We start from the raw sequence: 24,337 nt of genomic DNA, 5'->3' as shown, positions 1-24,337 counted from the left end.
CACCCCTTTCGCAATCATCACAAATTTTCCTCATGAGGCCCCCGGTGCTTGAAATCCGTCACCTGAAGACCCTGCACGCCTTGCGCGAAGCCGACAGCCTGGTGGATGCAGCCGACCGCCTGCACCTGACGCAGTCCGCCTTGTCCCACCAGTTCAAGGAACTGGAAGAGCGCATGGGCATGCCGCTGTTCGTGCGCAAGACCAAACCCGTACGTTTCACCAGCGCCGGTTTGCGCCTGCTGCAACTGGCCGACGCCACCCTGCCGCTGCTGCGCGGCGCCGAGCGTGACATCGCGCGGCTGGCCGGTGGCACGGCGGGGCGGTTGCACATGGCGATCGAATGCCACAGCTGCTTCCAGTGGCTGATGCCGACCATCGACCAGTTCCGCGACGCCTGGCCGGAAGTCGAGCTGGACCTGGCCTCGGGCTTCTCCTTTGCACCGCTGCCGGCCCTTGCCCGTGGCGATCTGGACCTGGTGGTGACCTCCGATCCGCTGGACATCGCCGGCATCACCTATGTGCCGCTGTTCACCTATGAAGCGATGCTCGCGGTGGCCAACCAGCACCGTCTGGCGAACAAGGCGTACATCGTCCCTGAAGATCTGCTCAGCGAAACCCTGATCACTTACCCGGTGGAGCGCGATCGGCTGGATATCTTCACCCGCTTCCTGGAGCCGGCCGACGTCGAACCGGCGCAGGTCCGTACCTCGGAACTGACGGTGATGATGATGCAGCTCGTGGCCAGCGGGCGTGGCGTGTGCGGCATGCCGCACTGGGCGCTGCATGAATACAGCTCGCGAGGTTACGTGAAGGCCAAGCGACTCGGTGAGAAGGGCTTGTTTGCCACGTTGTACGCGGGAATTCGCGCAGACATGCTGGATGCGCCGTACATGCGCGATTTTCTGCTGACGGCCAAGGACACGTCGTTTTCGACCCTCGACGGGGTCAGCGCCGTCAAATAGCCACGCCGTCTCTGCGAGTTTAAATTTCGCGCCACATGTGGATTTTGTCGAAATAGTCCTCGCCCACCCGCACGGCCAACGGCTCAAGCCCGTACTGGATAAAGCCGCAACGCTGATACAGGTTGAACGCCGCGGCGTTGCCCGCCGTGACGGTCAGCTGGATCAGCCGCAGACCTTGATGGCTCTGCGCTTCATCCAGCGCCGCCTGCACCAGTGCGTAACCCAGGCCGCGCTGGCGAACCTGGCCGGACACGTACATGCCAAACAGCGTGGCCTTGTGTCGGGCTTTTTCACGAGGCTCGAAAGCAAGGCCGACAATGCCCGCCAGCCTCCCCTCCGCAAAGGCGCCGAACACCACATCGAGCTTGCCGGTCAGGCGCGACTCCCACCAACTCAACGGCATCCCCGCGCGCTCGCGCACGCTGGAGGTGAACGCCTGGGGATGCAGGTCATAGGCTTCAAGCATCAATGCCCGGTAGTCGAGGGCATGGCTGGCATCAAGCCGCTCAATCCACATGGCGCAGCCCTTGTCTGTGATTGATCAATCGATCGTGGTCAGCGAGGCTCGATAAAACGGCAGGATCAGGTCCCGTGTCAATGGCGCCAGCGTGACATTGCCGTCGGTGGCCGGGTCGATCCAGCACACCTCTTCGATCTCCGCGGCCGGGGAGACGTCGGCGTCGATGCTCAGTTGAAACAGCTCGGCCTGTACGACACACCCCGGCTCGTTGGCGGCAGGCGCGGAGAATTGGCCCAGGTAAGCAGCGTGCGCGGGATCGATGGTCAGACCCAGCTCTTCCTCCAGCTCCCGGGCCAGGGCGTGGACCGGTTGCTCATGGGCTTCGATCTTGCCACCCGGTTGCATGAAAGCTTGCGTGCCGCGCTTGCGGACCAGCAGGGTGCGACCGTCGGGACCGATCAACAGGGCGGCGGCGATGCGAATGAGGGGGGATGTCATGGTTCAGCGATGGCCTTGGCGACAAAGGCGCAAGAATCCCACGTGCGCCCGCTCCTGCAAAGCATCCCTCACTGTAGGAGCGAGCTCGCTCGCGATGGACGTCAACGATAACGCTTGCATCCTGATACCCAGCGGCGTTCTCAGGTTCATCGTCGGAACGCCGCCCGGAGCATGCTCGCTCCTACAGAAGTTGTCGCCGCAACGAATCGTTTCAGTCGGCTGCGCGAAGTCCCCTGCGGGCGACTATGCTCATTCCACTCGGATCCATACTCTGTACGTTCGGCCAGGTGGTCAGGGAAAAGGATGCCCCTATGCACGCACTGCACCGCACCGCTGCCGGTTCCGGCACATGTCGATGAATACGCTGCTGGCGCGGACCAACCGGCGGATTCTGATCGTCGATGACACGGCGTCGATCCATGAGGACTTTTTCAAGATCCTCAGCCCGCCCTCGCGCGATGACGAACGCCTGACCAGCGCCGAACAGACGCTGTTCGGCAGCACCGCCGCGGCGACACTGCAAAGCTTCGTGCTCGACTCGGCGTTCCAGGGCCTTGAAGCGCTGAACAAGGTCGAAACCGCCCTGGCCAACGACCTGCCCTACGCCATGGCGTTCATCGACATGCGCATGCCACCGGGCTGGGACGGCCTGGAAACCATCGAACGGCTGTGGCAGGTCGATCCCAAACTGCAAGTGGCGCTGTGCACCGCCTATTCCGACTACTCCTGGGAAGACATGGACGAACGTCTGGAACTGGGTGATCGCTTGCTGATTCTGAAGAAGCCCTTCGATGCCATCGAAATCCGCCAACTGGCCAGCGCACTGACCGCCAAGTGGCAGATGACCGAAGACGCGGCACTGAAAATGTCGCTGCTGGAACACGCCGTCGAAGAGCGCACCCGAGAGCTGTCCGACGCCAACATCATTGTGCAGAACAGCCCGACTATCCTCTATCGGCTGCGGGGCGAGCCCTCGTTTCCGTTGATGTACATCTCGCACAACATCACCAAGTACGGGCATATCGCGGCGAACCTGGTGGCGTCGGCCGACTGGGCCCGTGAGCTGGTCCACCCCGACGATCAAGACCAGGTCGACAGCGCCATGGCCCGGGTGCTGGACCGCCACGCGGCCGGCGCGTCCATCGAATTTCGCCTGCGCACCGGCCTCGGCACCTGGCGCTGGGTGGAAAACCGCTACATCCCGGTACGGGACGACGACGGCCGGCTGCTGGAAGTCGAGGGCATCATCATCGACATCACCGAGCGCAAGCTGGCCGAGGAGAAAATCGCCCTGCTGGCACGCACCGACGGACTGACCGGGCTGGCCAACCGCGCAACTCTGATCGAGCGCTTGCACCAGGCGTTCGCTGCCGCAAGGCGCGGCGCCTCGACATTTGCCATGTTTTACCTGGACCTGGATCACTTCAAGCGCATCAACGACACCCTCGGTCACCCGATCGGCGATCAGTTGCTGCAGGAGGTTGCTCGGCGCATCAAGGCCTGCGTGCGCGAGAACGATGTGGTGGCCCGACTCGGCGGCGACGAGTTCGCGATCCTGCAACTGGACGTCAGCGACCCCACCCATTCCGCAGCCCTGGCCGCCAAGGTCCGCGATGCGCTGGTGCTGCCCTACTCCCTGGCCGGCAACGCGGTGCGAGTGTCGGTCAGCATCGGCATCAGCAGCTACAGCCCGACCATCGCCACCGCCGATGGCCTGCTGACCCAGGCCGACATGGCGCTGTATCGCTCGAAGGAAAAGGGCCGCAACCAGTACCACTTCCATTCCGAAGAGATCAATCAGGAGGTGGTCGAACGCATGGCCATCGCCAGCGACTTGCGGAACGCCATCGAGCACGACGAACTCGTCCTGCATTACTGGCCGGAAGTGGACTTGGGCACTGGCAAAATCCTCGGCATGGAAGCGGTGGTCAGCTGGAACCACCCCGAGCGCGGTTTGCTGGAAGGCCCGGCGTTCCTGCCCGCCGCCGAAAAGACCGGCACGATCATCGCCCTCGGTCATTGGGTGCTGGACCGGGCCTGCCGGCAGATGCGCCAGTGGCGGGACGAAGGTGTCGCGCCGCCGGTGATTGCGATCAAGCTGTCCCTGGCCCAGCTCAAGAGCGGCCCCGAGCTGATCTACGAGGTGCTGCGCACCACCGCGCGCTGGGAACTCTGCGCCTGGGACCTGCGGTTCGACGTTACCGAAGCGACCCTGGCCCAGACCAAATGGACCCACAACGACGTGCTGCCGCGCTTGCGTGAGCTGGGGGTGAAGATCGCCATCGACGATTTCGGCACCGAATATTCCTCGTTCGATTACCTCAAGACCTACCAGGTCAATCACCTGAAACTGGCCCAGACCTTCATCAGTACCGCCGCCCGCGACCCGTCCAGCGCCAACACATTGCGGGCGATTATCAATTTCGCCCGAGATGTAGGGATCGGAATCATTGCCGAAGGTGTCGAAACCCAGGAACAGCGAAGTTCGCTGATGGCCACCGGCTCACCGATGAACGCCCAGGGTTATTACTTCAGCAAAGCCGTCAGCAGCCAGCAGGCCGCCGAATTGCTGAAGGCCGGGAGCATCCTGCCGCCGAGCCATGATATCGGGCCGATCCGCGACAACCCGCAACGGTCCACGGAGGACAAGGGATGAAGACACCTTTCGTGCGGACCAACCGGCGCATCCTGATCGTCGATGACACGCCTTCGATTCATGACGACTTTCGCAAGATCCTCGGAGAAGACACCGAGGACGAACAGTCATTGGCCGGCACCGAAGAAATGCTGTTCGGCACCCCCAAAGTCGAGCGACAGACGTTCCTGCTCGATTCGGCCTATCAGGGTCAGGAAGCGCTGGAACTGGTGAAGCGTGCCAAGGCCGAAGGCCGGCCCTACGCCCTGGTGTTCACCGACATGCGCATGCCGCCCGGCTGGGACGGGCTGGAGACCATCGAACAACTGTGGAAGGCCGATCCGCACCTGCAAATCGCCCTGTGCACCGCGTATTCCGATTACACCTGGGAAGCCATGGCCGAACGGCTGGAATTCGGCGACCAGTTGCTGGTGCTGAAAAAGCCGTTCGACAGCCTGGAAATCCGCCAGATGGCCAGTGCCCTGACCTGGAAATGGCAGATGGCGCAGGACGCGGCGATGAAAGTGCTGAGCCTGGAGCAGACCATCGAAGCGCGGGTCCATGAGTTGCTCAAGGTCTCGCATCTGTTGCAGTACGACGTCCTCACCGAGTTGCCCAACAGCACCTTGCTCGGTGACCGGCTGAACCAGTCGCTGGCATTGTCCCGCCGCCATGACAAACAACTGGCGGTGATGTTCCTCGGCCTGGATCGCTTCAAGCGCATCAACAATGCCCTCGGCCATCCGGCCGGTGACGAGATGCTCAAGCAGGTGGGCCGCAATCTGGTGGCCACGGTGCGCGAGTCCGACTCGGTGTTTCGCTACGGCTCCGATGAATTCGTGGTGATCCTCGCCGACATCCGCCACCCCCAGCAGACCCGTGGCATCGCTGAGAAACTGCTGAACGCGATCCGCGCGCCGCAACACATCGCCGGCCACGACCTGAGCGTGACCGCGAGCCTGGGCATCAGCATCTACCCCGATGACGGCTACGACGCCATCGAGCTGATCAAGAAAGCCGAAACGGCGATGCGCAACATCAAGGAAATCGGCCCGAACGACTTCAGTTTTTTCATCGATGAAATGAACCAGCGCGCCCGGGATCAGCAAAGCATCGAGACCGGCATCCGCCTGGGGCTGGAGCGCAATGAATTCGTCCTGCATTACCAACCGAAACTGGACCTGGGCAGCGGCCAGGTGGTCGGCGCCGAGGCGTTGATCCGCTGGCAGAAACCGGGGCAAGAGCTGGTCTACCCGTCGGACTTCATCAGTGTCGCCGAAGACAGCGGCCTGATCGTGCCGTTGAGCAAATGGGTGCTCGCCGAAGCCTGCCGGCAAGCCTGCGCCTGGCAAGCCGACGGGCTGCCGAAACTGTGCATGTCGGTGAACATGTCGGCCATCGATTTCCGCCAGCGCGACTTTGTCGACGGCATCGAACAGATCCTCGAACAGACCGGCCTGGAACCTGCGTTGCTGGAACTGGAAATCACTGAAGGCGTGCTGATGCAAAACATCGAGACCACCGTCACCTCGTTGAACCGGCTCAAGGCGATGGGCGTGCGGTTGGCCATCGATGACTTCGGCACCGGTTATTCCAGCCTGAGTTATTTGCGACGTTTTCCCATCGATGTGTTGAAAATCGACCAGTCGTTCATTCGCGGTTTGAGCAACGACAGCAGCGACGCCGCCCTGGTCAGCGCCATCATCAGCCTGGGCCGCAGCCTCAAGCTGACCATCATCGCCGAAGGGGTGGAAACCCTGGAGCAACTGGATTTTCTCAAGGCCCATCAATGTGAAGAAGGCCAGGGTTACTACTTCAGCAAAGCCGTCGAACCGGACGCCTTCGCCCGCTACCTGGAGTCGGTAAAACCCGCTCCATTTGCCGCTACGTGAACAATGCGCAACGGCACACGGGCTATCGGCCAGGGCATCAGCGTATGTCGTCATTCAGCCACCGGCTGCTGCTGGCGCCGCTGCTCGGATTCTGCCTGAGCGTGGGCGCCGCACCGCTGGATGAGCCGCTCAAACCGCTGCCGGACGTACCCCGGCAGGATCCGCAGCGGGTCGAGCTCGGTCGCCAGTTGTTCAATGAGCCGCGCCTGTCGATCAACAACACGCTGGCCTGTGCCAGTTGCCATCAGCTGCAAAAAGGCGGGGCCGATAATCGAGCGTTTTCCATCGGTTTCGACGGTCAGCCGGTGTCGATCAATACGCCCAGTGTGTTCAACGCCAGCCTGAATTTCCGCCAGTTCTGGAACGGCCGCGCTGACTCCCTGGAAAGCCAGGTCCAGGAAGTGATGAAAAGCCCCAGCGAAATGGGCAGCAACTGGCAACACGTGGTGGACGTGCTGTCCGCCAATCCCGGTTACCGCCGCGCATTTGGCAATGCCTACCCGGACGGCGTGACCATGACCAATGTGCAGAATGCCCTGGCCACCTACGAACGCACGCTGATCAGCAGCAACTCGCGGTTTGACCAATACCTGCGGGGCGACACCGACATCCTCAGCACCGATGAAAAATACGGCTACCAGCGCTTCAAGGACTACGGCTGCATTGCCTGCCATCAAGGTGTGAACATCGGCGGCAACATGTTCCAGAAGCTCGGGATCATGGGCGATTACTTCAAGGTGCGCGGCCATCCCACCGAGACCGACCTGGGGCGCTACCTGGTGACCCGGGACGAAGAGGACCGCAACGTGTTCAAGGTGCCAAGCCTGCGCAACGTGGCGGTGACCGCACCGTACTTCCACGACGGTTCGGCCGTCACCCTCGAAGACGCGCTGGACGTGATGTTCACTTTCCAGCTCGGGCGCGTCCCCTCCACCGAGGACAAGACTCTGATCATCAAATTCCTCAAGACCCTGACCGGTGAATGGGAAGGCAAACCCTTATGAAAATGTCCCGTCGTCGCAGCCTGGCGTTGCTGGGTGTCGTCGCCTTGCTGCTAGCCTCGACACTGCTGTTCCTGTACCTCAAGTCGAATTCGAACCAGACCTCGGACTACGCCGAATCCCGCGCCCTCATCGGGCGGATCAAGCAGCTGAACGCGCAATGGGAAACCGAAATCCTCAAGGCCAGGATCGCCACCCTTCACAACTACGATCCGCTGGTCGCGCCGCTGACCGAGATGACGCAGCTGTGGGAGCGGTTCGACACCACGGAATCGGCTCACGGTCGCAACCATTCGCCGGTCTGGCGCGCCAGCCATGATGCGTACCTGAACGCGATCCAGGAAAAGACCCGGCTGGTCGAACAGTTCAAATCGCATAACGCGGTACTGCGCAATTCGCTGGCGTTCCTGCCCACCGCCGAGGACGAGATTCAGGAGCAGCTGGCGCAACGGGTCGATGGCGATAAATTGCAGTTGCAGAACATCGCCACCGACACCTACGACTTGCTGCTCAGCAGCCTGGAGTTTTCCCAGGTGGCCTCCGACGAAAAGGCCGCCGACATTCTGCTCGGGCTCAACAAAATGCAAGTCAACAAACTGCGATTGCCCGAGCAGTTCCACAGCCCGATCGACATTCTGAGCAATCACATTTCCTTGATCCTGCGCGAACAACCGGTGGTCAACCGCCTGCTGGAAAACATCGAAGCGATTCCCGTGGCCGAGCGCCTGGACGACATCAACAGCCTGCTGAACACGGACCAGCAACAAACCGACGCCGTCGACCAGCGCTATCACTTCTACATGCTGGTGTTCTCGGTGTTGCTGGTCCTGCTGCTGGTGTACCTGGCGATTCACCTGATGCGCAGCTTCACCGTCATCAATCGCGTGAACAAAGCCCTTAAATCCGCCAACGATGACCTGGAACTGCGGGTGGAAGAACGCACCCGCGAACTCAAGGACACCCAGAGCGAATTGATTGACACCGCGCGCCAGGCCGGGATGGCCGAGATCGCTACCAATGTCTTGCACAACGTCGGCAACGTGCTCAACAGCGTCAACATCTCCGCCGACCTGGTCAGCCGCAAACTGCGCGCCAGCAAGGCCCAGGGGCTGGGCAAGGCGATGCAACTGATCAACGAACACCCCGGCGACCTCGGCGTCTTCCTGACCCAGGACGAGAAAGGCAAGTTACTGCCCGGTTACCTCAATCAACTGGTGGAAGCCATCGCGCTCGAACAGCAGAGCATGACAGACGAACTGGCGCAGTTGAGCAAGAGCGTCGACCACATCAAGGACATCGTCTCCACCCAGCAATCCTATGCCGGTGCCAACAACCTGATGGAGCCGCTGCACATCAGTGAATTGCTCGAGGACGCCCTGCGCATGAACGCCGGAGCACTGACCCGGCATCACGTCACGGTGGTCAAGGAGTACGACGAGGTGCCGCAGGTCATGGGCGACAAGCACCGGCTGCTGCTGATCCTGATCAACCTGATCAGCAACGCCAAATACGCCATGTCCGACCTCAGCAACCGCCCGCGAAAGATGACCCTTGGGATCAGGATCGTCGACGACACGACCCTGCAAGTCAGCGTCAAGGACGACGGCGAGGGCATCGCCGTGGAAAACATGACGCGCATCTTTGCCCACGGTTTTACCACCCGCAAGGAAGGCCACGGCTTCGGCCTGCACAGTTGCGCGCTGGCCGCCATCGAGATGAATGGCCACCTCAGCGCCCACAGCGACGGGCCGGGCAAGGGCGCGCAGTTCACCTTGCAGATCCCGTTGAAACGCGTCCCTGAAGACATTTGAACTGTAGGAGCGAGCTTGCTCGCGATGCTCGTCAACGCTGACGCTGGCTGCCTGACACCCAGCGGTGTTCTCGAGTTCATCGCGAGCAAGCTCGCTCCTACAGGTTCCGGGTCAGGTGGCTTCCTGGAAATCCATCTCCGGTGGCTGGCGACGGAAGCCGCCGGTCAGCACCGCCAGGTACACCACACCAATCGCCAGCCAGCACACGCCCAGGTAGATCGCCAGGTGATCGAGGCTGACCATCAGCCACAAGTCCGCGGCCAGGCCGATGAACGGGAACAGCAGGAACAGCACGAACTCGCGCAGCCCTTTCTTCTCGCCGCCGATCCAGTAGTGAAAGATCACCGACAGGTTCACCAGGCTGAAGGCAAGAAACGCACCGAAGTTGATGAACGAAGTCGAGGTGGTGACGTCCAGCTTCAGCGCCAGCAACGCGACGACGGCGCACAACAGGATGCTGTTGACCGGCGTACCGAAGCGTTCATGCAAGGCGCCGAAGAAAGATTTCGGCAACACACCGTCGCGGCCCATGGCAAACAACAGGCGCGAGCCACTGGCCTGCGCCGACAGGCCCGAGGCGAACTGACCAACGATCAGGCCGATCAGGAAGATCGACACGAACAGGTCGCCACCGATGTTGCGGGCAATCTCGTAAGCCGCCGAATCGACGTTGTCGAACTGGAACGACGGATGAGCGATCTGCACAAAGTACGACACCCCGACGAAGATCAGCCCGCCGATCAGGGTAATCAGCATGATCGCTCGCGGGATGGTGCGGCGCGGGTCGCGGGTTTCTTCGGTCAGGGTGCTGACCGCGTCGAACCCGAGGAACGAGTAACAGGCGATCGCCGCACCGCTCATGATCAGCGGCATCTGCATGTCGCCGTTGAAGAACGGTTTCACCGACCACAATGGCGTGCTCGCATCGCCACCCACGTAATGCACGCACAGCGCGACGAAGGCGATAAGCACCAGGAACTGCACCAGCATCAGCAAGGCGTTGATGCCATTGGCGAGTTTCAGGCCGACGATATTGATCGCGCTGGTGATGCCGATGAACGCCAGCACCCAGATCCATTGAGGCACCGCCGGGAACGCGGAGTTGAGGTACGCCGCGCCGATCAGCCAGATCGCCATCGGCAGGAACAGGTAATCGAGCAGCACCGCCCAACCGGCAATGAAGCCGAGCTTGGGGCTGATCGCCTTGCGCACATAGCTGTAGGCCGAACCGGCCACCGGGAAGGCCGAGGCCATGCGGCCGTAGCTCATGGCCGTGAAGAACATCGCCACCAGCGCCGCGAGGTACGCGGCCGGCACCATGCCGGCGGTGGATTGAGCGAGGATGCCAAAGGTGCCGAGCACAATGATCGGCGTCATGTAGGCGATGCCAAACAGCACCACCGAGCCTAATGACAAGGTGCGTTGCAAACGAGCCATGAGCGACTACTCCGAATTTTATTGGATTTATGGCAGAGCCGAGTTCGGCGCAAGTTACGGGTGTTGCGTTGTTGTTTTGGTCAAACAGGTGTGTCGTCTGTAACGGCCTCTTCGCGGGCAAGCCCGCTCCCACATTTGATCTCGGGCGTTCACAAAACCACTGTGGGAGCGGGCTTGCTCGCGAAAGCGTCAGCACCAACAACACAAAATCCGGATCAGCCCTTGGGAATCAGCAGCTCCCGCACCCCATTCGCATGCTCAACCCTCTCCCCCGGCAGCTTCAGCCGCTGATCATCCAGGTAACGATAATCCTGTCGCGCCGCCGTCAGCCGGTTCAGGTCCAGTTCCACCGCAAACTGCCCCTCATCGCGCCCCGCTTCGAACAGCAGCGTGCCCAGCGGATCCACCAGCGCACTGCCGCCGGCAAACAACAACCCGCCGTCGCCCGCTTCCACGCGGTTGACCATCAGGGCAAACGCCTGGTTTTCCTGGGCGCGGGCCATGATCGCGGTGCGGTGGGTCGGGCCGTAAGGGTCCATGTTGCCGTTGGTGACGATCAGCAGTTCAGCGCCCAGTTGCGCCAGGGCGCGGGCGGTCTCGGGGAATTCAATGTCGTAGCAGATCAGCAAGCCGACCCGCACGCCGTTCCACAGACACGTGGCGTAGCGGTCGCCGGCCTCGTACACACCGCGATCCGACGCCCACAGGTGGGTCTTGCGGTAGGTCAGCGCGATGCCTTGCGGGGTAATCAGCAGGGTGGTGTTGAAGAAGCGGCCGTTGTCGCTCTCGGCCGTGCCGATCACCACGGCGATATTGCGCTCGCGAGCAGCGGCGACAATCGCGCTGACGGTCGGGCCGCTCAGGGGCTCGGCAACCGCGGCGACAGTCTCGGCGGACGGAAAGCCCATCAGGTGGCTTTCCGGAAACATGATCAGCTGCGTGTCGGCCCTGCAGGCGGCAATCGCCGCCAATGCGCGTTCGAGGTTGTAAGCCGTGTCGTTGTCACGGCCCGCAAGTTGGGCGAGTTCGACCTTCATGGGTATTCCTTGTTCTGGTGACCGGCGGCAGAAAGATTGCCCGGCCGTTGTCTGTGCGCCAGTATGCGCAGCAAGCAACCGGCCAGGGAATTACGCGGCCGGGGTAACCCGATAGGGGTAGAGCCATGACACTCTCGTTAGACGACATCGCCTGGCACCGTTCGGTCGGGCAACTGATCGACGCCCTGGACAAGCCCAATTTCTGGACGCAACTGGTGCGCCTGCTGGATCAGTACGTCACCTTCGACAGTTGGGTGGCACTGCTTTTCAGCCCCGATCAACACCCGCTGGTGTTCGCCGAATGCCCCGGTGAGGACGGCAGCCCTGATCAGTTGTTCCAGGATTACCTGCGCGGCCTGTACCTGCTCGACCCGTTCTACATCGCCTGCCGCGAGCAATCGCGCACCGGGCTCTATCGCCTGTCGGAAGTGGCGCCGGAGCACTTTGAGCTGACCGAGTACTACCAGCGCTACTTTCGTCTGAATGTGGTGGCAGACGAAATCCAGTTCAATTGCCAGCTGGAAGGCGAGCGCACGCTGTGCCTGTCGCTGGGCAGCAAGCAGCGCTTCAGCGGTCAGCAGATTGCCTTGCTGTCGCTGATCCAGCCGTGGGTGCTCGGCCTGTTGCGCCAGCGCCTGCCCTATGAAATCAACGAAGTCGTGGCCCTCGCGCCGGCGCCGGTCCAGGGTGACTGGCGGGTGCAACTGGAAGCCTCGGTGCAGCAACTCAAAGGCGCGCAACTGACCGCCCGGGAGCTGGATGTCGGGCGCTTGATGCTCAGCGGTTGCTCCAGTAAAGAAATCGCCCGTAAGCTGGAAATCTCTGTGGAAACCGTGAAAGTCCATAAGAAACACATGTACAGCAAGCTGGGGATCAAATCCCAGTCCGAGTTGTTTTCGATTTTTCTTCAGGCGCAGAATGCCTGATCGTTTCTCTGTGGGAGCGAGCCTGCTCGCGATGGCGGTTTAACCTCAGCCTTGAGGTTGACTGACCCACCGCCATCGCGAGCAGGCTCGCTCCCACAGTGTTCTGTGTTTAGTCAACAATTTGAGTCCGAACCCAAGGAAACCGTATGAGCCTGTCCCTCCTGAGCCGCTACGCCTTCTTTGCCGCGTGCGTGATCTTCACCCTCGCCAGCCTGCCGTTCCTCGAACACGACTGGCTCTGGCCGACCACCGCCACCACTGGCGTGCTCAGCCTGATCGGCCTGTTCGATCTGCTGCAAAGCCCCCACGCCGTGCGTCGCAACTACCCGATCCTCGGCAACATTCGCTACCTGGTGGAGGCCATTCGTCCGGAAATCCGCCAGTATCTGCTCGAATCCGACAGTGACGCCCTGCCCTTTTCCCGGGCCCAGCGGTCGCTGGTCTATTCCCGCGCCAAGAATGAAAGCGCCGACAAACCCTTCGGCACCTTGATCGACGTGTATCAGGCCGGTTTCGAATTCATCGGCCACTCCATGCGCCCGGCGCCGTTGAGCGATCCGAGCGGTTTTCGCGTCATCGTCGGCGGCCCGCAGTGCACGCAACCGTACTCCGCCTCAGTGTTCAACATCTCGGCGATGAGTTTCGGCTCGCTCAGCGCCAACGCCATCCGTGCGTTGAACCAGGGCGCCAAGCTCGGCAACTTCGCCCACGACACCGGCGAAGGCAGCATCAGCCCGTACCACCGGGAGAACGGCGGTGACCTGACCTGGGAACTCGGCAGCGGCTACTTCGGCTGCCGCACCGCCGACGGGCGCTTCGACCCGGAACGCTTCGCCGCACAAGCGCAAACGCCGCAAGTGCGAATGATCGAAATCAAGATGAGCCAAGGCGCCAAACCCGGCCACGGCGGGATTCTGCCCAAGCACAAGGTCACCCGGGAAATCGCCGAAACCCGCGGCATCATGATGGGTGAAGACTGCATCTCGCCGTCGCGGCACAGCGCGTTTAACACGCCGATCGAAATGATGCACTTCATCCAGCAACTGCGTGAACTGTCCGGCGGCAAACCGGTGGGCTTCAAGTTCTGCCTCGGTCATCCGTGGGAATTCATGGGCATCGCCAAGGCCATGCTGGAAACCGGAATCCTCCCGGACTTCATCGTCGTCGACGGCAAGGAAGGTGGCACCGGCGCAGCACCCGTGGAGTTCACCGACCACATCGGCGTGCCGATGCGCGAAGGCCTGCTGTTCGTGCACAACACCTTGGTGGGCCTGAACCTGCGGGACAAGATCAAGCTCGGCGCCAGCGGCAAGATCGTCAGCGCCTTCGACATCGCCAGCGTCCTGGCCATCGGCGCCGACTGGGCCAACTCGGCGCGCGGCTTCATGTTCGCTATCGGCTGCATCCAGTCGCAAAGCTGCCACACCAACAAATGCCCGACCGGCGTCGCCACCCAGGACACCTTGCGCCAGCGCGCCCTGGTGGTCCCGGACAAGGCCCAGCGGGTGTTCAATTTCCACCGCAACACCCTCAAGGCCCTGGCGGAAATGCTCGCCGCCGCCGGCCTCGAGCACCCGTCGCAATTGTCGGCCAAGCACCTGGTGCGACGCATGTCGGCGACAGAGGTCAAGCTGTTTTCGCAGCTGCATGTCTTCCTGAAACCGGGAGAATTGCTGACCGGTGAGGTCAATGGCGAGTTCTATTCACGGATGTGGCAGATGGCGCGGGCCGACAGTTTCGAGCCCCATGAAGTGTCCGCCGCGTGACGGTTCACCATTGCAGCGTTTTGACCGGGAGCGGCTCTTTGAAAACGATGAAACCGTAGTCGCCCACCAGGTAAATCCGGTAGTAAGCCTTGTCCACCAACGCCGGGAAATGCTGCAGCCCCACCCTCGTCGCGTTGCGCCGCTCACGCTCTGCGACGACGTTGGTGATGCCCACCGTCGGCAGGTTTTCCGCCAGTTGGTAGAAGTTGACGTTCAGCAAATAGCGCAATACCGGCATCTGCCGGAACGACCCTGAGGCCCCCACCAGCCAGTGATCCGAGTAGGTCACCGCGAGGTAGATCCGCTTGGCGTCGCGCAGCGCCGGATGGGCGGAAATGTCTTGCTGAAGACTGATCAGCGCGCTGGTGGCGAAGGTTTTCTGCACCGTCAGCACGCGCCCGTAGGCGTAGGACAGCGACAGCATCGCCAGTAATGGAATCGCCAGCAGCAACCCCAGCCGCTCATGAACGCGCGCCAGCGCCAGGCGGCTCAAATAAAACAGCAACATCAACAGCACGGCAAAGCCCATCAGGGTCCGCGCGCCTTCGTTGAAGTCGCGGAACAACAGCAGCATTCCCGAGACCAGCAGTACCACCGTCGGCAGCGTCAGCACGCAGGCGAGGCCGATCAGGATTTTTTCCCGCCGACTCCCCTGCCGCGTACACAGATTGCGCCCGAGCTGAATCGCTCCGGCCAGGGCACACAGCAACAAGCCGACGGCTACCCAGACGAAGCCGCCGTGAAACAGCAACACCACCTTTTCCAGGACCCGGCCGATATTGATCTGCAGCTGCAGCAACGGTGCTGCCGTCCAGTTAAGCAGCTCGGTGCGATTCTGATCGGTGAACGGGTAGGCCGTCATCAGGTAGATCCCACCGCCGAGGGCGACCTGGGCGACCTTCCAGCCGATCAAGCCCCGCCACTGCGGCCAGGCCCGTTTATCGTTGGCCGCCCGCAATACTTCCAGGCAACACAAGCCCAGAAACACATTCAAACTCACCTGATACAAACCCAGCGCGAGGGCAATCAGAAAGGCCGGCACCAGCCATTGCAGAATCCGCGAGGGGTGACGGTAGGTGATCGCGTAAATGACCGCCACCAGGCTCAGGGCCATGGTGGGGCCATCGTATTGATAGGACAGGTTTTGCAGGAAAAACGGGTTGTACCAGAGCGGCAATACCACCAGGCAACAGGCCAGCGTCGGCTGCGAGTAGTAATGAAATGTCAGGCGGGTCAACGCGCCGGCCATGGCCAGCGTGGCGATCAACAGGGGCAGCGGGAAAATGTTCGGCGCGCCGGTGCCAAAGGTCAACACGTTGTAGAACACCTCGGCAAACAACCGCCCCTGCCGGGACCAGGCCATTCCCGCCGACAGGGCCCGCCAGTTGTCGTCGATATAGGGAAAGTCCGCGAGGATCAGCGGCAGGACGTACAACAGGGTGGCGAGCAGGAAAAACAGCCAGACCTGCCGGCCTCCGAGTTCGTCATTGAAAAAGCGGCTGACCCTGCCCACGCTAAAGCCCGGTCCGGTCTTTGCCGCCTACGATGTCCTTCACCACATAGCGCGGCCGATGCTTGGCTTCGATGTAGATCCGCCCGACGTACTCACCGAGGATGCCGATACCGATCAGTTGCACGCCGCCGAGAAACAGAATGGCCGTCATCAGCGACGGATACCCGGGCACGTTATTGCCGAAGAGAATCTTGTCAAACACCATGTACGCCGCGTAGAGCACCGCGAAGAGCGAGATGCCGCCGCCGATATAAGTCCACAGTCGCAGCGGCACGGTGCTGAACGACGTCACGCCTTCCAGCGCCAGATTCCACAGTTTCCAGCCGTTGAATTTACTGGTCCCGGCCACCCGCCCGGCGCGCTCGTACTCGACCACAGTCGTGGTGAACCCGGCCCAGGACAGCACACCTTTCATGAACAGCTGATGCTCGGGCAGTGCGCGGATCACATTGACTACCTTGCGATCCATGAGTCGGAAATCGCCGACGTTTTCTTCGATGCGGGTGTAAGCGATGCGGTTGAGCACGTGATAGAACAATGCCGCGCTGTGGCGTTTCAAGTAACCGTCGGCGGCACGGTTGCGGCGTTTGGCGAGCACCACGTCGGCGCCTCGCCGCCATTCGTCGATCAGCAGCGGTATGACGCTGATCGGATCCTGCAGGTCGACATCCATGGGAATCACTGCGTCGCCGCTCGCGTATTCCAGCCCGGCGAACAGCGCCGGCTCCTTGCCGAAGTTGCGCGAAAAGTTGATCAGCAGCACCTGCTCGTCGACCCGTGCCAGTGCCCTGACTTCTTCGACAGTCCGATCGGAGCTGCCATCGTTGATGAAGACGATCTCGACCTCGCAGTCGGCAAGCCTCAACTCCCCCCGCACTGCCTGGTAAAACAGGGCGATGGACTGCTCTTCGTTGAACACCGGAACGATCAGCGACACCTTCACGTCTCACGCTCTTGAGAAATACTGTGTAAAGGTTCGACAGGCGCTGACAGCCGTTGTTCTGGCATGTCATCAGCCTGCCAGACCGATGGACGAGCGCACCGCAAAGGCGAGCAACTGAGACATTCAGTAATATCGGGGCTTTGCAATTGCGGGCGAATCAAGCCACCCTGCGCGCCGCCGATGTGCGGCGCGAAACCTTTGCTCACTCCTTACTTGAACACCGTTCACGAGCCTGCTGTCATGACGTTTGAACGCGATCACCGAATCGACTTTTTCCGCGGCCTGGCGCTGATCTTCATTTTCTGGGATCACGTGCCCCAAAACCCCCTCGGCCTGATTACCCCGCGCAACTTCGGTTTCAGCGACGCCGCCGAGATCTTCGTGTTCCTGGCCGGTTATGCCGCCGTCCTCGCCTATGGGAAAATCCTGCAGCGCGACGGTTACCTGATTGCCTGCGTGAAAATTCTGCGCCGCGCCTGGGTGCTCTACGTCGTGCATATTTTTCTGCTGGCGATGCTGATGGGCATCGTGTTCTTCGCCAACAGCCACCTGGAAACCCGCGACCTGGTGGAAGAAATGGGCATGCACCACTTCATCACTGAGCCGCAGCAAGCCTTGGTGGATGAACTGCTGCTGCGCTTCAAACCGAACCTGATGGACCCGCTGCCGCTGTACATCGTGTTGCTGGCAGGGTTGCCGCTGGTGCTGCCGATGCTGGTGCGCAGGGCCTGGGCGGTGGTGGCGCTGTCGTTGGCGGTGTACCTGGCGGCGCCGTGGTTCGGCTGGAACCTGGCGGCAATCAAGGATGGCGTGTGGTACTTCAATCCGGTGGTCTGGCAGTTGTTGTTTGTGCTCGGCGGCGCGGCGGCGACCTATGGGCGGCGACCGCGTCGGCCCGACACGCGTTCGCTGACCCGCCAGCCGTTGTTTGTCGGTGCGGCGTTGTATGTCGTGGTCACCGGGGTGATTACCGTGTCCTGGCGCTGGCCGGAGATTCATGATGCGGTGATGCCGGGGTGGCTGAGCCATTGGCTGTATCCGATCAGCAAGACCGACTTGTCGCCGGTGCGGTTGCTGCATTTTCTGGCACTGGCGTATGTCACGGCGAAGCTGCTGCCGAATACCGGCTGGACGCAGAACTGGTGGGCGCAACAGTCCTGTCGTATGGGCCGTTATTCGTTGGAGATCTTTTGTCTCGGCGTGTTGCTGGCGCCATTGGCGGATATGGTCAATGCCATGGCCGAGGATGCCGTTGCCATGCAGGTGTTTACTGCGCTGGTGGGGGCTGGGTTGATGGGGTTGTTGGGGGCTTGGCTGGATTTCAACAAGCATTTGAATCGGCCGCAGGTGGTGGCTCGCTCCGGCCCTGCTCCGTAGGCCAACCGCTCGGAAGCTGATGTACGCCAACCCCTGTAGGAGCTTGCTCCTACAGGGGTTGGCGTGCGGCGATCGTTTGATCTTGATCTGCCTCCTCAATCCCGCAAATCCGATTCATGAATCGGCTGATCGCGGTGCGTCGCTCGCTGATACTGGGCCGGCCAGATCGCCTTGCGCCCTCCCAGATCATCATCCGCGTGCAGCGGCCAATACGGATCACGCAGCAGCTCGCGGGCGAGAAAAATGATGTCAGCCTGACACGTACGCAAAATGTGCTCGGCCTGGGCCGGCTCGGTGATCATCCCCACCGTGCCCGTCGCAATGCCCGACTCCTTACGCACACGCTCGGCAAATCGCGTCTGATACCCAGGCCCCGTAGGGATCTCGGCATTGGCCGCCGTCCCACCCGACGACACATCGATCAGGTCCACCCCCAGTCCTTTCAAGCGACGCGCCAACTCCACGGTTTCATCCGGATTCCACCCGTCCTCCACCCAATCAGTCGCCGACACCCGCACAAACAAGGGCAACTCTTCAGGCCACACCGCCCGCACCGCTTCGGTCACTTGCAGCACCAGGCGAATCCGGTTTTCGAACGAGCCACCATACTGGTCGCGCCGCTGATTGCTCAGCGGTGACAGAAACTGATGCAGCAGGTAACCGTGAGCGGCATGAACCTCTACGACCTTGAAACCGGCGGTCAGCGCCCGTTTCGCTGCGTCAACGAACGCCTGAATGACCTCGGCGATCTCGCCCTCATCCAGCTGCTTCGGCGGGGTGTGCTGCGGGTCGAAGGCAATCGGCGATGGGCCGACCGGGACCCAGCCACCGTCGTCAGGCTTGACGCTACCGTGCTTGCCGATCCACGGCCGATGCGTGCTGGCCTTGCGTCCGGCGTGGGCCAGTTGAATGCCCGCGACGGCCCCTTGCGAGGCGATAAAGCGCGTGATGCGTTGCAGCGGTTCGATCTGTTCGTCATTCCACAAACCGAGGTCTTCCGCCGTGATGCGTCCGTCGGCAGTAACCGCCGTGGCCTCGGTAAAAATCAGCCCGGCGCCGCCGACAGCTCGACTGCCAAGGTGTACCAGGTGCCAGTCATTGGCCAGGCCATCGACGCTGGAATACTGGCACATCGGGGACACCGCGATGCGGTTGAGCAGGGTCAGTTGGCGCAGGGTATAGGGTTCAAGCAGCAGACTCATGGGGCACCTCTCGAATCAGTGGGCAGGCTCCAGGGTTCTGTTTGAAAAGTCGACGAGTGACAGGAAACAGGTAAGGCACGCACCCGCCCCCGCGGGTAAGAAATTCGACAAGACGTCACAAGGCCAATCAAGCAGTGCTTAGAGCCTAGTCGACAATGCGCGATGGCGCCCCTGGTAGGAGCGAGCTTGCTCGCGATGGTGGTCAACGATAACGCCGGGCGCCTGATACCCCGCGGTGTACGTGCCTCCATCGCGAGCAAGCTCGCTCCTACAGGTTGAGAGTCAACGCGGTTCGATGTGGGCAATCATCAACTGCACGGTCTCATTGCCGCGAAATTCGTTGAGGTCGAGCTTATAGGCCAGTTCCACCCATTTGATGGTCGGGTTCGGCCAGATATCGCGGTCGATGCCGAACGCGATGCCGTCCAATTTCACCGAACCGCATTCGCTTTTCAGCACCACCTTGAGGTGCCGCTCGCCCACCACGCGCTGTTCTACCAACTGGAACACCCCGTGAAACAAGGGCTCCGGAAAGTGCTGCCCCCAAGGCCCGGCATGCCGCAAGGCGCGGGCCAGTTCGAGGTGGAATTCTTCAACCGCCAACGTCCCGTCCGACAGCAGCCGCCCGGTCAGGTCTTCTTCGCGCAATTGCCTACGCACTTCGGCGTCAAAGGCTTCGGCAAACAACGGAAAATTCGCTTCCGGCAAGGTCAGGCCGGCCGCCATCGCATGGCCACCGTACTTGCTGATCAGGTTCGGATGCTGCGCCGCTACCACGCTCAAGGCGTCACGAATATGGAACCCCTGGACTGAACGCCCGGAGCCCTTGAGCAGGCCATCACCGGCGTCGGCAAACGCGATGGTCGGACGGAAATAGCGCTCTTTCATTCGCGAGGCGAGGATGCCGATGACGCCCTGGTGCCACTCGGGATCGAACAGGCACAAGCCAAACGGCATCGATTCCACCGGTAAATCCTTGAGCTGGGCCAGCGCCTCGCGCTGCATGCCCTGCTCGATGGATTTGCGGTCCTGGTTCATGCTGTCGAGCTGAGCGGCCATTTCCCGGGCAAGCGCGGCGTCTTCAGTGAGCAGGCATTCGATGCCCAGGCTCATGTCATCCAGCCGGCCGGCCGCGTTCAAACGCGGGCCGACGATAAAACCCAAATCGGTGGAAGTGATGCGCGCGTGGTCACGCTTGGCCACTTCGAGGATCGCCTTGATTCCCGGCCGCGCACGCCCGGCGCGAATGCGCTCCAGGCCCTGATGCACCAGAATCCGGTTGTTGGCGTCCAGCGGCACCACGTCGGCAACGCTGCCCAGGGCCACCAGGTCCAGCAGCTCGCCGATGTTGGGTTGTGGCCTGCTTTCGTACCAGCCGAGGCTGCGCAAGCGCGCCCGCAACGCCATCAATACGTAGAAAATCACCCCGACACCGGCCAGTGCCTTGCTCGGAAAGCCGCAGCCCGGCTGGTTCGGGTTGACGATGGCATCGGCCAGCGGCAGTTCATCGCCGGGCAAGTGGTGGTCTGTGACCAGCACCTGCAGCCCGGCCTTTTTCGCCGCCGCCACGCCTTCGACGCTGGAAATGCCGTTGTCCACGGTGATCAGCAGCTGCGGCGTGCGGGTCAGCGCGACGTCGACGATTTCTGGGGTCAGGCCGTAGCCGTACTCGAAACGGTTCGGCACCAGATAGTCAACGTGCGCCGCGCCCAACAGGCGCAAGCCCAGCACGCCCACGGTGCTGGCCGTCGCACCGTCAGCGTCGAAGTCGCCGACGATCAGAATCCGCTGACGCTGCTCCAGGGCGGTCACCAGCAGGTCCACCGCGGCATCGATGCCCTTGAGCTGCTGGAACGGAATCAACCGCGCCAGGCTCTTGTCCAGTTCAGCCTCGGACAGTACGCCCCGCGCCGCGTACAGACGCGTCAGCAGTGGCGGCAGATCACCGAGGAATGGCAGGGTGTCGGGCAACAGGCGAGGTTCGATGCGCATGGGGTGACAGGGACTTCTCTTGGATACGTAGGATCGATGGGGTGAAAATCAGCCGCGTTCGCCGCTCAGCCACTGCAACTGGACTTCGTGCTGACCACGGTCGTCGGTGACGAAAATCGTCCCTTCGCTGATCATCACGTCCCACTTGATCACCCGCGGCATGTCTTTGGCCAGGGTTTCCAGGACTTCCTGGGGCACCGCGGCGATGTGCACATTCTTCAGGTTCTTGATCGCCGGGATCACTTTGGTCTCCCAGACGCGCAGGCTGCCGTAGGCCAGCAGGCTGGTGCGCTCGGTGCGACGGGAGCACCAGGTCAGGCGATCGGCATCTGGCTGGCCGACTTCGATCCAGTGCAGGACGCGATCGTCCAGGCTCTTTTCCCACAGCGCCGGCTCATCCACGTCCGACAGACCACGGCCAAACGACAGCTGTTCGTTGTACCAGAAGGCGTAGGCCAACAACCGCACGGTCATGCGCTCTTCGGTTTCCGACGGGTGACGGGCGATCGTCTGCTTCACCGTCTCGTAGACGCTACGGTCGAGGTCGGTGAGGTTCAGTTCAAACTTGTAGGTCGTGGACGGCTGGGCCATGAACGGGCTTCTTGATACGTGGAAAGGCGGCAAGTCTAACCGATGCGGCAGGCTTCGCGGCCATCAACCTTGAGCGACTGACAGCGGGCTGTGCTAAAACGCTCTATCAGCCAGCCTTTGTCCTACAGGATCCAGCATGCCGTTCACCGCCAAACCCCTCGCAGGTCTGAAAGTCATCGAATTGGGCACATTGATCGCCGGGCCGTTTGCCTCGCGCATCTGCGGCGAGTTCGGTGCCGATGTGATCAAGATCGAATCCCCGGACGGCGGCGATCCGTTGCGCAAATGGCGGAAGTTGTACGAAGGCACGTCGTTGTGGTGGTTCGTGCAGGCACGCAATAAAAAGTCCCTGACGCTCAACCTGAAACACCCGGACGGCCTGGCGATCCTGAAAAAACTGCTCAGCGAAGCCGACATCCTGATCGAGAATTTTCGCCCCGGCGTGCTGGAAAAACTTGGCCTGGGCTGGGACGTCCTGCACGCCCTGAACCCGAAACTGGTGATGGTACGCCTGTCGGGTTTCGGCCAGACCGGACCGATGAAGGACCAGCCAGGTTTTGGCGCCGTCGGCGAATCCATGGGCGGCCTGCGCTACATCACCGGTTTCGAGGACCGGCCACCGGTGCGCACCGGGATCTCCATCGGCGACTCGATTGCCGCGCTCTGGGGTGTGATCGGCGCGCTGATGGCGCTGCGTCATCGCGAGGTCAACGGCGGTCAGGGGCAAGTGGTGGACGTGGCGCTCTACGAAGCGATCTTCGCCATGATGGAAAGCATGGTCCCGGAGTTCGACGTGTTCGGCTTCATCCGCGAACGCACCGGCAATATCATGCCCGGCATCACGCCCTCCTCGATCCACACCAGCGCCGACGGCAAGCACGTGCAGATCGGCGCCAATGGCGATGCGATCTTCAAGCGTTTCATGCTGATCATCGGCCGCGAAGACCTGGCCAGCGATCCGGCACTGGCCAGTAACGACGGACGCGACAGTCGCCGCGACGAGATCTATGGGGTGATTGATCGCTGGGTCAATTCGCTGCCGCTCGACACCGTCATCGAACAGTTGAATCAGGCCGACGTCCCGGCCAGCCGGATCTTCAGCGCCGAAGACATGTTCAACGATCCGCAGTACCTGGCACGGGAAATGTTTTTGAAAGCGAAGCTACCGGACGGCAAAGATTTCAAGATGCCGGGCATCGTGCCGAAACTCTCAGAGACACCCGGCAGTTCGGAATGGGTCGGGCCGCAGTTGGGCGAACACAATGCGCAGGTACTCCACGATCTTGGCTATGACAGGGAACAGATCGCACAGCTGCGTCAAGACGGGGCCATCTAAGCTGAAGCGCCTGTTTGCGCCGCTCACCCCACACGCCCGGTTGAACCGCGCGACGCTGGCTTGCGCGCTCGCGGCTTTGCTCCTGTGCGCTGCCCCCGCGATGGCGCAACCCAAGGACACCATGATCTGGCTGTTGCGGGACCTGCCCCCACTGACGATTTTCGAAGGTCCGGAAAAGGGCCAGGGCGTCATCGATCAACTGTTACCGCTGCTGATCGACGGCATGCCGCAATACCGGCATGCCTTGATGCGGGTCAATCGCGCCCGAGCCTTGCAAATGCTCCATGAGCCCTCCCTCACGTGCGATGCGGCACTGAACAAGAGCAAGGAACGCGAACGCTGGATCGCCTTTTCCATTCCGGTGTTTCGCGCCATGAGCAATGGTCTGGCCGTACGCCGCGTCGACCATGAAGTGATTGCGCCCTTCCTGCACGACGGCGAGGTGGACCTGGCGGCCTTGTTGGCCAGCGGCCACGAGCAATTGGGTATCGTCGCCGAGCGCAATTACGGCGAGTACCTCGACGCACTGCTCAAACAGGCGCCGCGGGATGCCCTGACCCTCCACTACGGCAACGACGCCTTGGGCAGCCTGCTGCAGATGCAGCGCCTGGGGCGCTTGCGGTTCCTGTTGGGCTACCGTCCGGAAATCCGCTACCAAGCCGAGCAGCAAGGGATCGCCGAGGATGAATTGCAGTTCTACCCGATTCGCGGTGCGGAGAAATTCCTGTCGGGCTACATCGGCTGCAGTGATACGCCCCAGGGTCGGCAGGCCATCGCCGAGATCAACGCGCTGCTGCGCAAACTGCCCCGTGAACGCTTGAGCGAGGCCTACGCCGCGTGGCTGGACCCGGAAAGTCGCGACGCCTACCTGAAAGAATCCAGAACGTATTTCGAGCAGCAGGTGCAGCCCTGACAAATCGCAGGCAAAAAGAAACCCCGAGAAGTGGGGAGACGACTC

Annotated in this window: 19 protein-coding genes; 10 read left to right on the top strand and 9 right to left on the bottom strand. The window is 61.7% G+C overall.

Features of this window, described 5'->3' with window-relative positions; genetic code table 11:
* Window positions 1-44 precede the first annotated feature (44 nt).
* Window positions 45-962: a transcriptional regulator MetR gene (gene metR, locus NTD84_RS26870; RefSeq protein WP_262172036.1), complete on the top strand. Its 918-nt coding sequence runs from the start codon at window positions 45-47 to the stop codon at window positions 960-962.
* 19 nt (window positions 963-981) lie between these two features.
* On the opposite strand, the gene NTD84_RS26865 is transcribed toward metR, so the two are convergent.
* Together NTD84_RS26865 and NTD84_RS26860 are read right to left on the bottom strand one after the other, a co-directional pair.
* The gene (locus NTD84_RS26865) at window positions 982-1,479 is read right to left on the bottom strand and encodes a GNAT family N-acetyltransferase (protein ID WP_262172033.1); all 498 of its coding nucleotides are present in this window, start codon (window positions 1,477-1,479) and stop codon (window positions 982-984) included.
* A 24-nt stretch (window positions 1,480-1,503) separates the two neighbouring features.
* Window positions 1,504-1,920, bottom strand: a complete 417-nt coding sequence (locus tag NTD84_RS26860) for an NUDIX hydrolase (protein WP_262172030.1) — start codon at window positions 1,918-1,920, stop codon at window positions 1,504-1,506.
* Between the two features lie 349 nt (window positions 1,921-2,269).
* Between NTD84_RS26860 and NTD84_RS26855 the strand changes: the two genes are divergently transcribed.
* From NTD84_RS26855 to NTD84_RS26840, 4 genes are read left to right on the top strand one after another with little or no spacing between them, the layout of a single operon-like run.
* A complete protein-coding gene (locus NTD84_RS26855; RefSeq protein WP_262172028.1) occupies window positions 2,270-4,576 on the top strand; it encodes an EAL domain-containing protein in 2,307 nt (768 codons plus the stop codon).
* A complete protein-coding gene (locus NTD84_RS26850; RefSeq protein WP_262172025.1) occupies window positions 4,573-6,447 on the top strand; it encodes an EAL domain-containing protein in 1,875 nt (624 codons plus the stop codon). Before NTD84_RS26855 ends, NTD84_RS26850 begins: the two co-directional genes overlap by 4 nt.
* Window positions 6,448-6,491: 44 nt before the next feature.
* Complete coding sequence (locus tag NTD84_RS26845) at window positions 6,492-7,451, top strand: cytochrome-c peroxidase (RefSeq protein WP_262172022.1); 960 nt, start codon at window positions 6,492-6,494, stop codon at window positions 7,449-7,451.
* Entirely contained in the window at window positions 7,448-9,259 is a 1,812-nt protein-coding gene (locus tag NTD84_RS26840; RefSeq protein WP_262172019.1) for a DAHL domain-containing protein, read from the top strand. The genes NTD84_RS26845 and NTD84_RS26840 overlap by 4 nt, the downstream gene beginning before the upstream one ends.
* A gap of 111 nt (window positions 9,260-9,370) precedes the next feature.
* Here the strand turns inward: NTD84_RS26840 and NTD84_RS26835 are convergent, their stop codons facing one another.
* Together NTD84_RS26835 and NTD84_RS26830 are read right to left on the bottom strand one after the other, a co-directional pair.
* Window positions 9,371-10,696 (bottom strand): APC family permease, encoded by a 1,326-nt coding sequence (locus tag NTD84_RS26835; RefSeq protein ID WP_262172016.1) that lies wholly within the window; start codon window positions 10,694-10,696, stop codon window positions 9,371-9,373.
* 215 nt (window positions 10,697-10,911) lie between these two features.
* A complete protein-coding gene (locus tag NTD84_RS26830) occupies window positions 10,912-11,733 on the bottom strand; it encodes a carbon-nitrogen hydrolase family protein (RefSeq protein WP_262172012.1) in 822 nt (273 codons plus the stop codon).
* A 125-nt stretch (window positions 11,734-11,858) separates the two neighbouring features.
* On the opposite strand from NTD84_RS26830, the gene NTD84_RS26825 reads away from it, so the two are divergent.
* Entirely contained in the window at window positions 11,859-12,659 is an 801-nt protein-coding gene (locus tag NTD84_RS26825; RefSeq protein ID WP_262172010.1) for a helix-turn-helix transcriptional regulator, read from the top strand.
* Between the two features lie 146 nt (window positions 12,660-12,805).
* The gene (locus tag NTD84_RS26820; protein ID WP_262172007.1) at window positions 12,806-14,425 is read left to right on the top strand and encodes an FMN-binding glutamate synthase family protein; all 1,620 of its coding nucleotides are present in this window, start codon (window positions 12,806-12,808) and stop codon (window positions 14,423-14,425) included.
* 4 nt (window positions 14,426-14,429) lie between these two features.
* Here NTD84_RS26820 and NTD84_RS26815 read toward each other — a convergent pair whose 3' ends face one another.
* Together NTD84_RS26815 and NTD84_RS26810 are read right to left on the bottom strand one after the other, a co-directional pair.
* Complete coding sequence (locus NTD84_RS26815) at window positions 14,430-15,938, bottom strand: glucosyltransferase domain-containing protein (protein WP_262172004.1); 1,509 nt, start codon at window positions 15,936-15,938, stop codon at window positions 14,430-14,432.
* A 1-nt stretch (window position 15,939) separates the two neighbouring features.
* A complete protein-coding gene (locus tag NTD84_RS26810) occupies window positions 15,940-16,881 on the bottom strand; it encodes a glycosyltransferase family 2 protein (protein ID WP_262172001.1) in 942 nt (313 codons plus the stop codon).
* A 240-nt stretch (window positions 16,882-17,121) separates the two neighbouring features.
* On the opposite strand from NTD84_RS26810, the gene NTD84_RS26805 reads away from it, so the two are divergent.
* Window positions 17,122-18,258, top strand: coding sequence for an OpgC family protein (locus tag NTD84_RS26805; protein WP_262171998.1), 1,137 nt, complete (start codon window positions 17,122-17,124; stop codon window positions 18,256-18,258).
* Window positions 18,259-18,353: 95 nt separating this feature from the next.
* Here the strand turns inward: NTD84_RS26805 and NTD84_RS26800 are convergent, their stop codons facing one another.
* From NTD84_RS26800 to NTD84_RS26790, 3 genes are all read right to left on the bottom strand, one after another.
* A complete protein-coding gene (locus NTD84_RS26800) occupies window positions 18,354-19,460 on the bottom strand; it encodes an NADH:flavin oxidoreductase/NADH oxidase (protein ID WP_262171995.1) in 1,107 nt (368 codons plus the stop codon).
* A gap of 282 nt (window positions 19,461-19,742) precedes the next feature.
* On the bottom strand, window positions 19,743-21,452 hold the full coding sequence (gene recJ / locus NTD84_RS26795; protein ID WP_262171992.1) for a single-stranded-DNA-specific exonuclease RecJ: 1,710 nt from the start codon (window positions 21,450-21,452) through the stop codon (window positions 19,743-19,745).
* Between the two features lie 48 nt (window positions 21,453-21,500).
* Window positions 21,501-22,043: a YaeQ family protein gene (locus tag NTD84_RS26790; protein WP_007944886.1), complete on the bottom strand. Its 543-nt coding sequence runs from the start codon at window positions 22,041-22,043 to the stop codon at window positions 21,501-21,503.
* Between the two features lie 136 nt (window positions 22,044-22,179).
* Here NTD84_RS26790 and NTD84_RS26785 point away from each other — a divergent pair, with 136 nt between their 5' ends.
* Both NTD84_RS26785 and NTD84_RS26780 read left to right on the top strand, forming a co-directional pair.
* Window positions 22,180-23,379 carry a CaiB/BaiF CoA transferase family protein gene (locus tag NTD84_RS26785; protein WP_262171987.1) on the top strand — a complete coding sequence of 400 codons (1,200 nt, stop codon included), beginning with the start codon at window positions 22,180-22,182 and terminating at the stop codon, window positions 23,377-23,379.
* Window positions 23,333-24,292, top strand: a complete 960-nt coding sequence (locus tag NTD84_RS26780; protein ID WP_262171984.1) for a TIGR02285 family protein — start codon at window positions 23,333-23,335, stop codon at window positions 24,290-24,292. Before NTD84_RS26785 ends, NTD84_RS26780 begins: the two co-directional genes overlap by 47 nt.
* Window positions 24,293-24,337: the final 45 nt, after the last annotated feature.

Source organism: Pseudomonas sp. 14P_8.1_Bac3, assembly GCF_025466085.1.
Taxonomy (GTDB): domain Bacteria; phylum Pseudomonadota; class Gammaproteobacteria; order Pseudomonadales; family Pseudomonadaceae; genus Aquipseudomonas.
The sequence above is the reverse complement of the archived record's forward strand: the minus strand, read 5'-3'. Positions and strand labels throughout refer to the sequence as shown.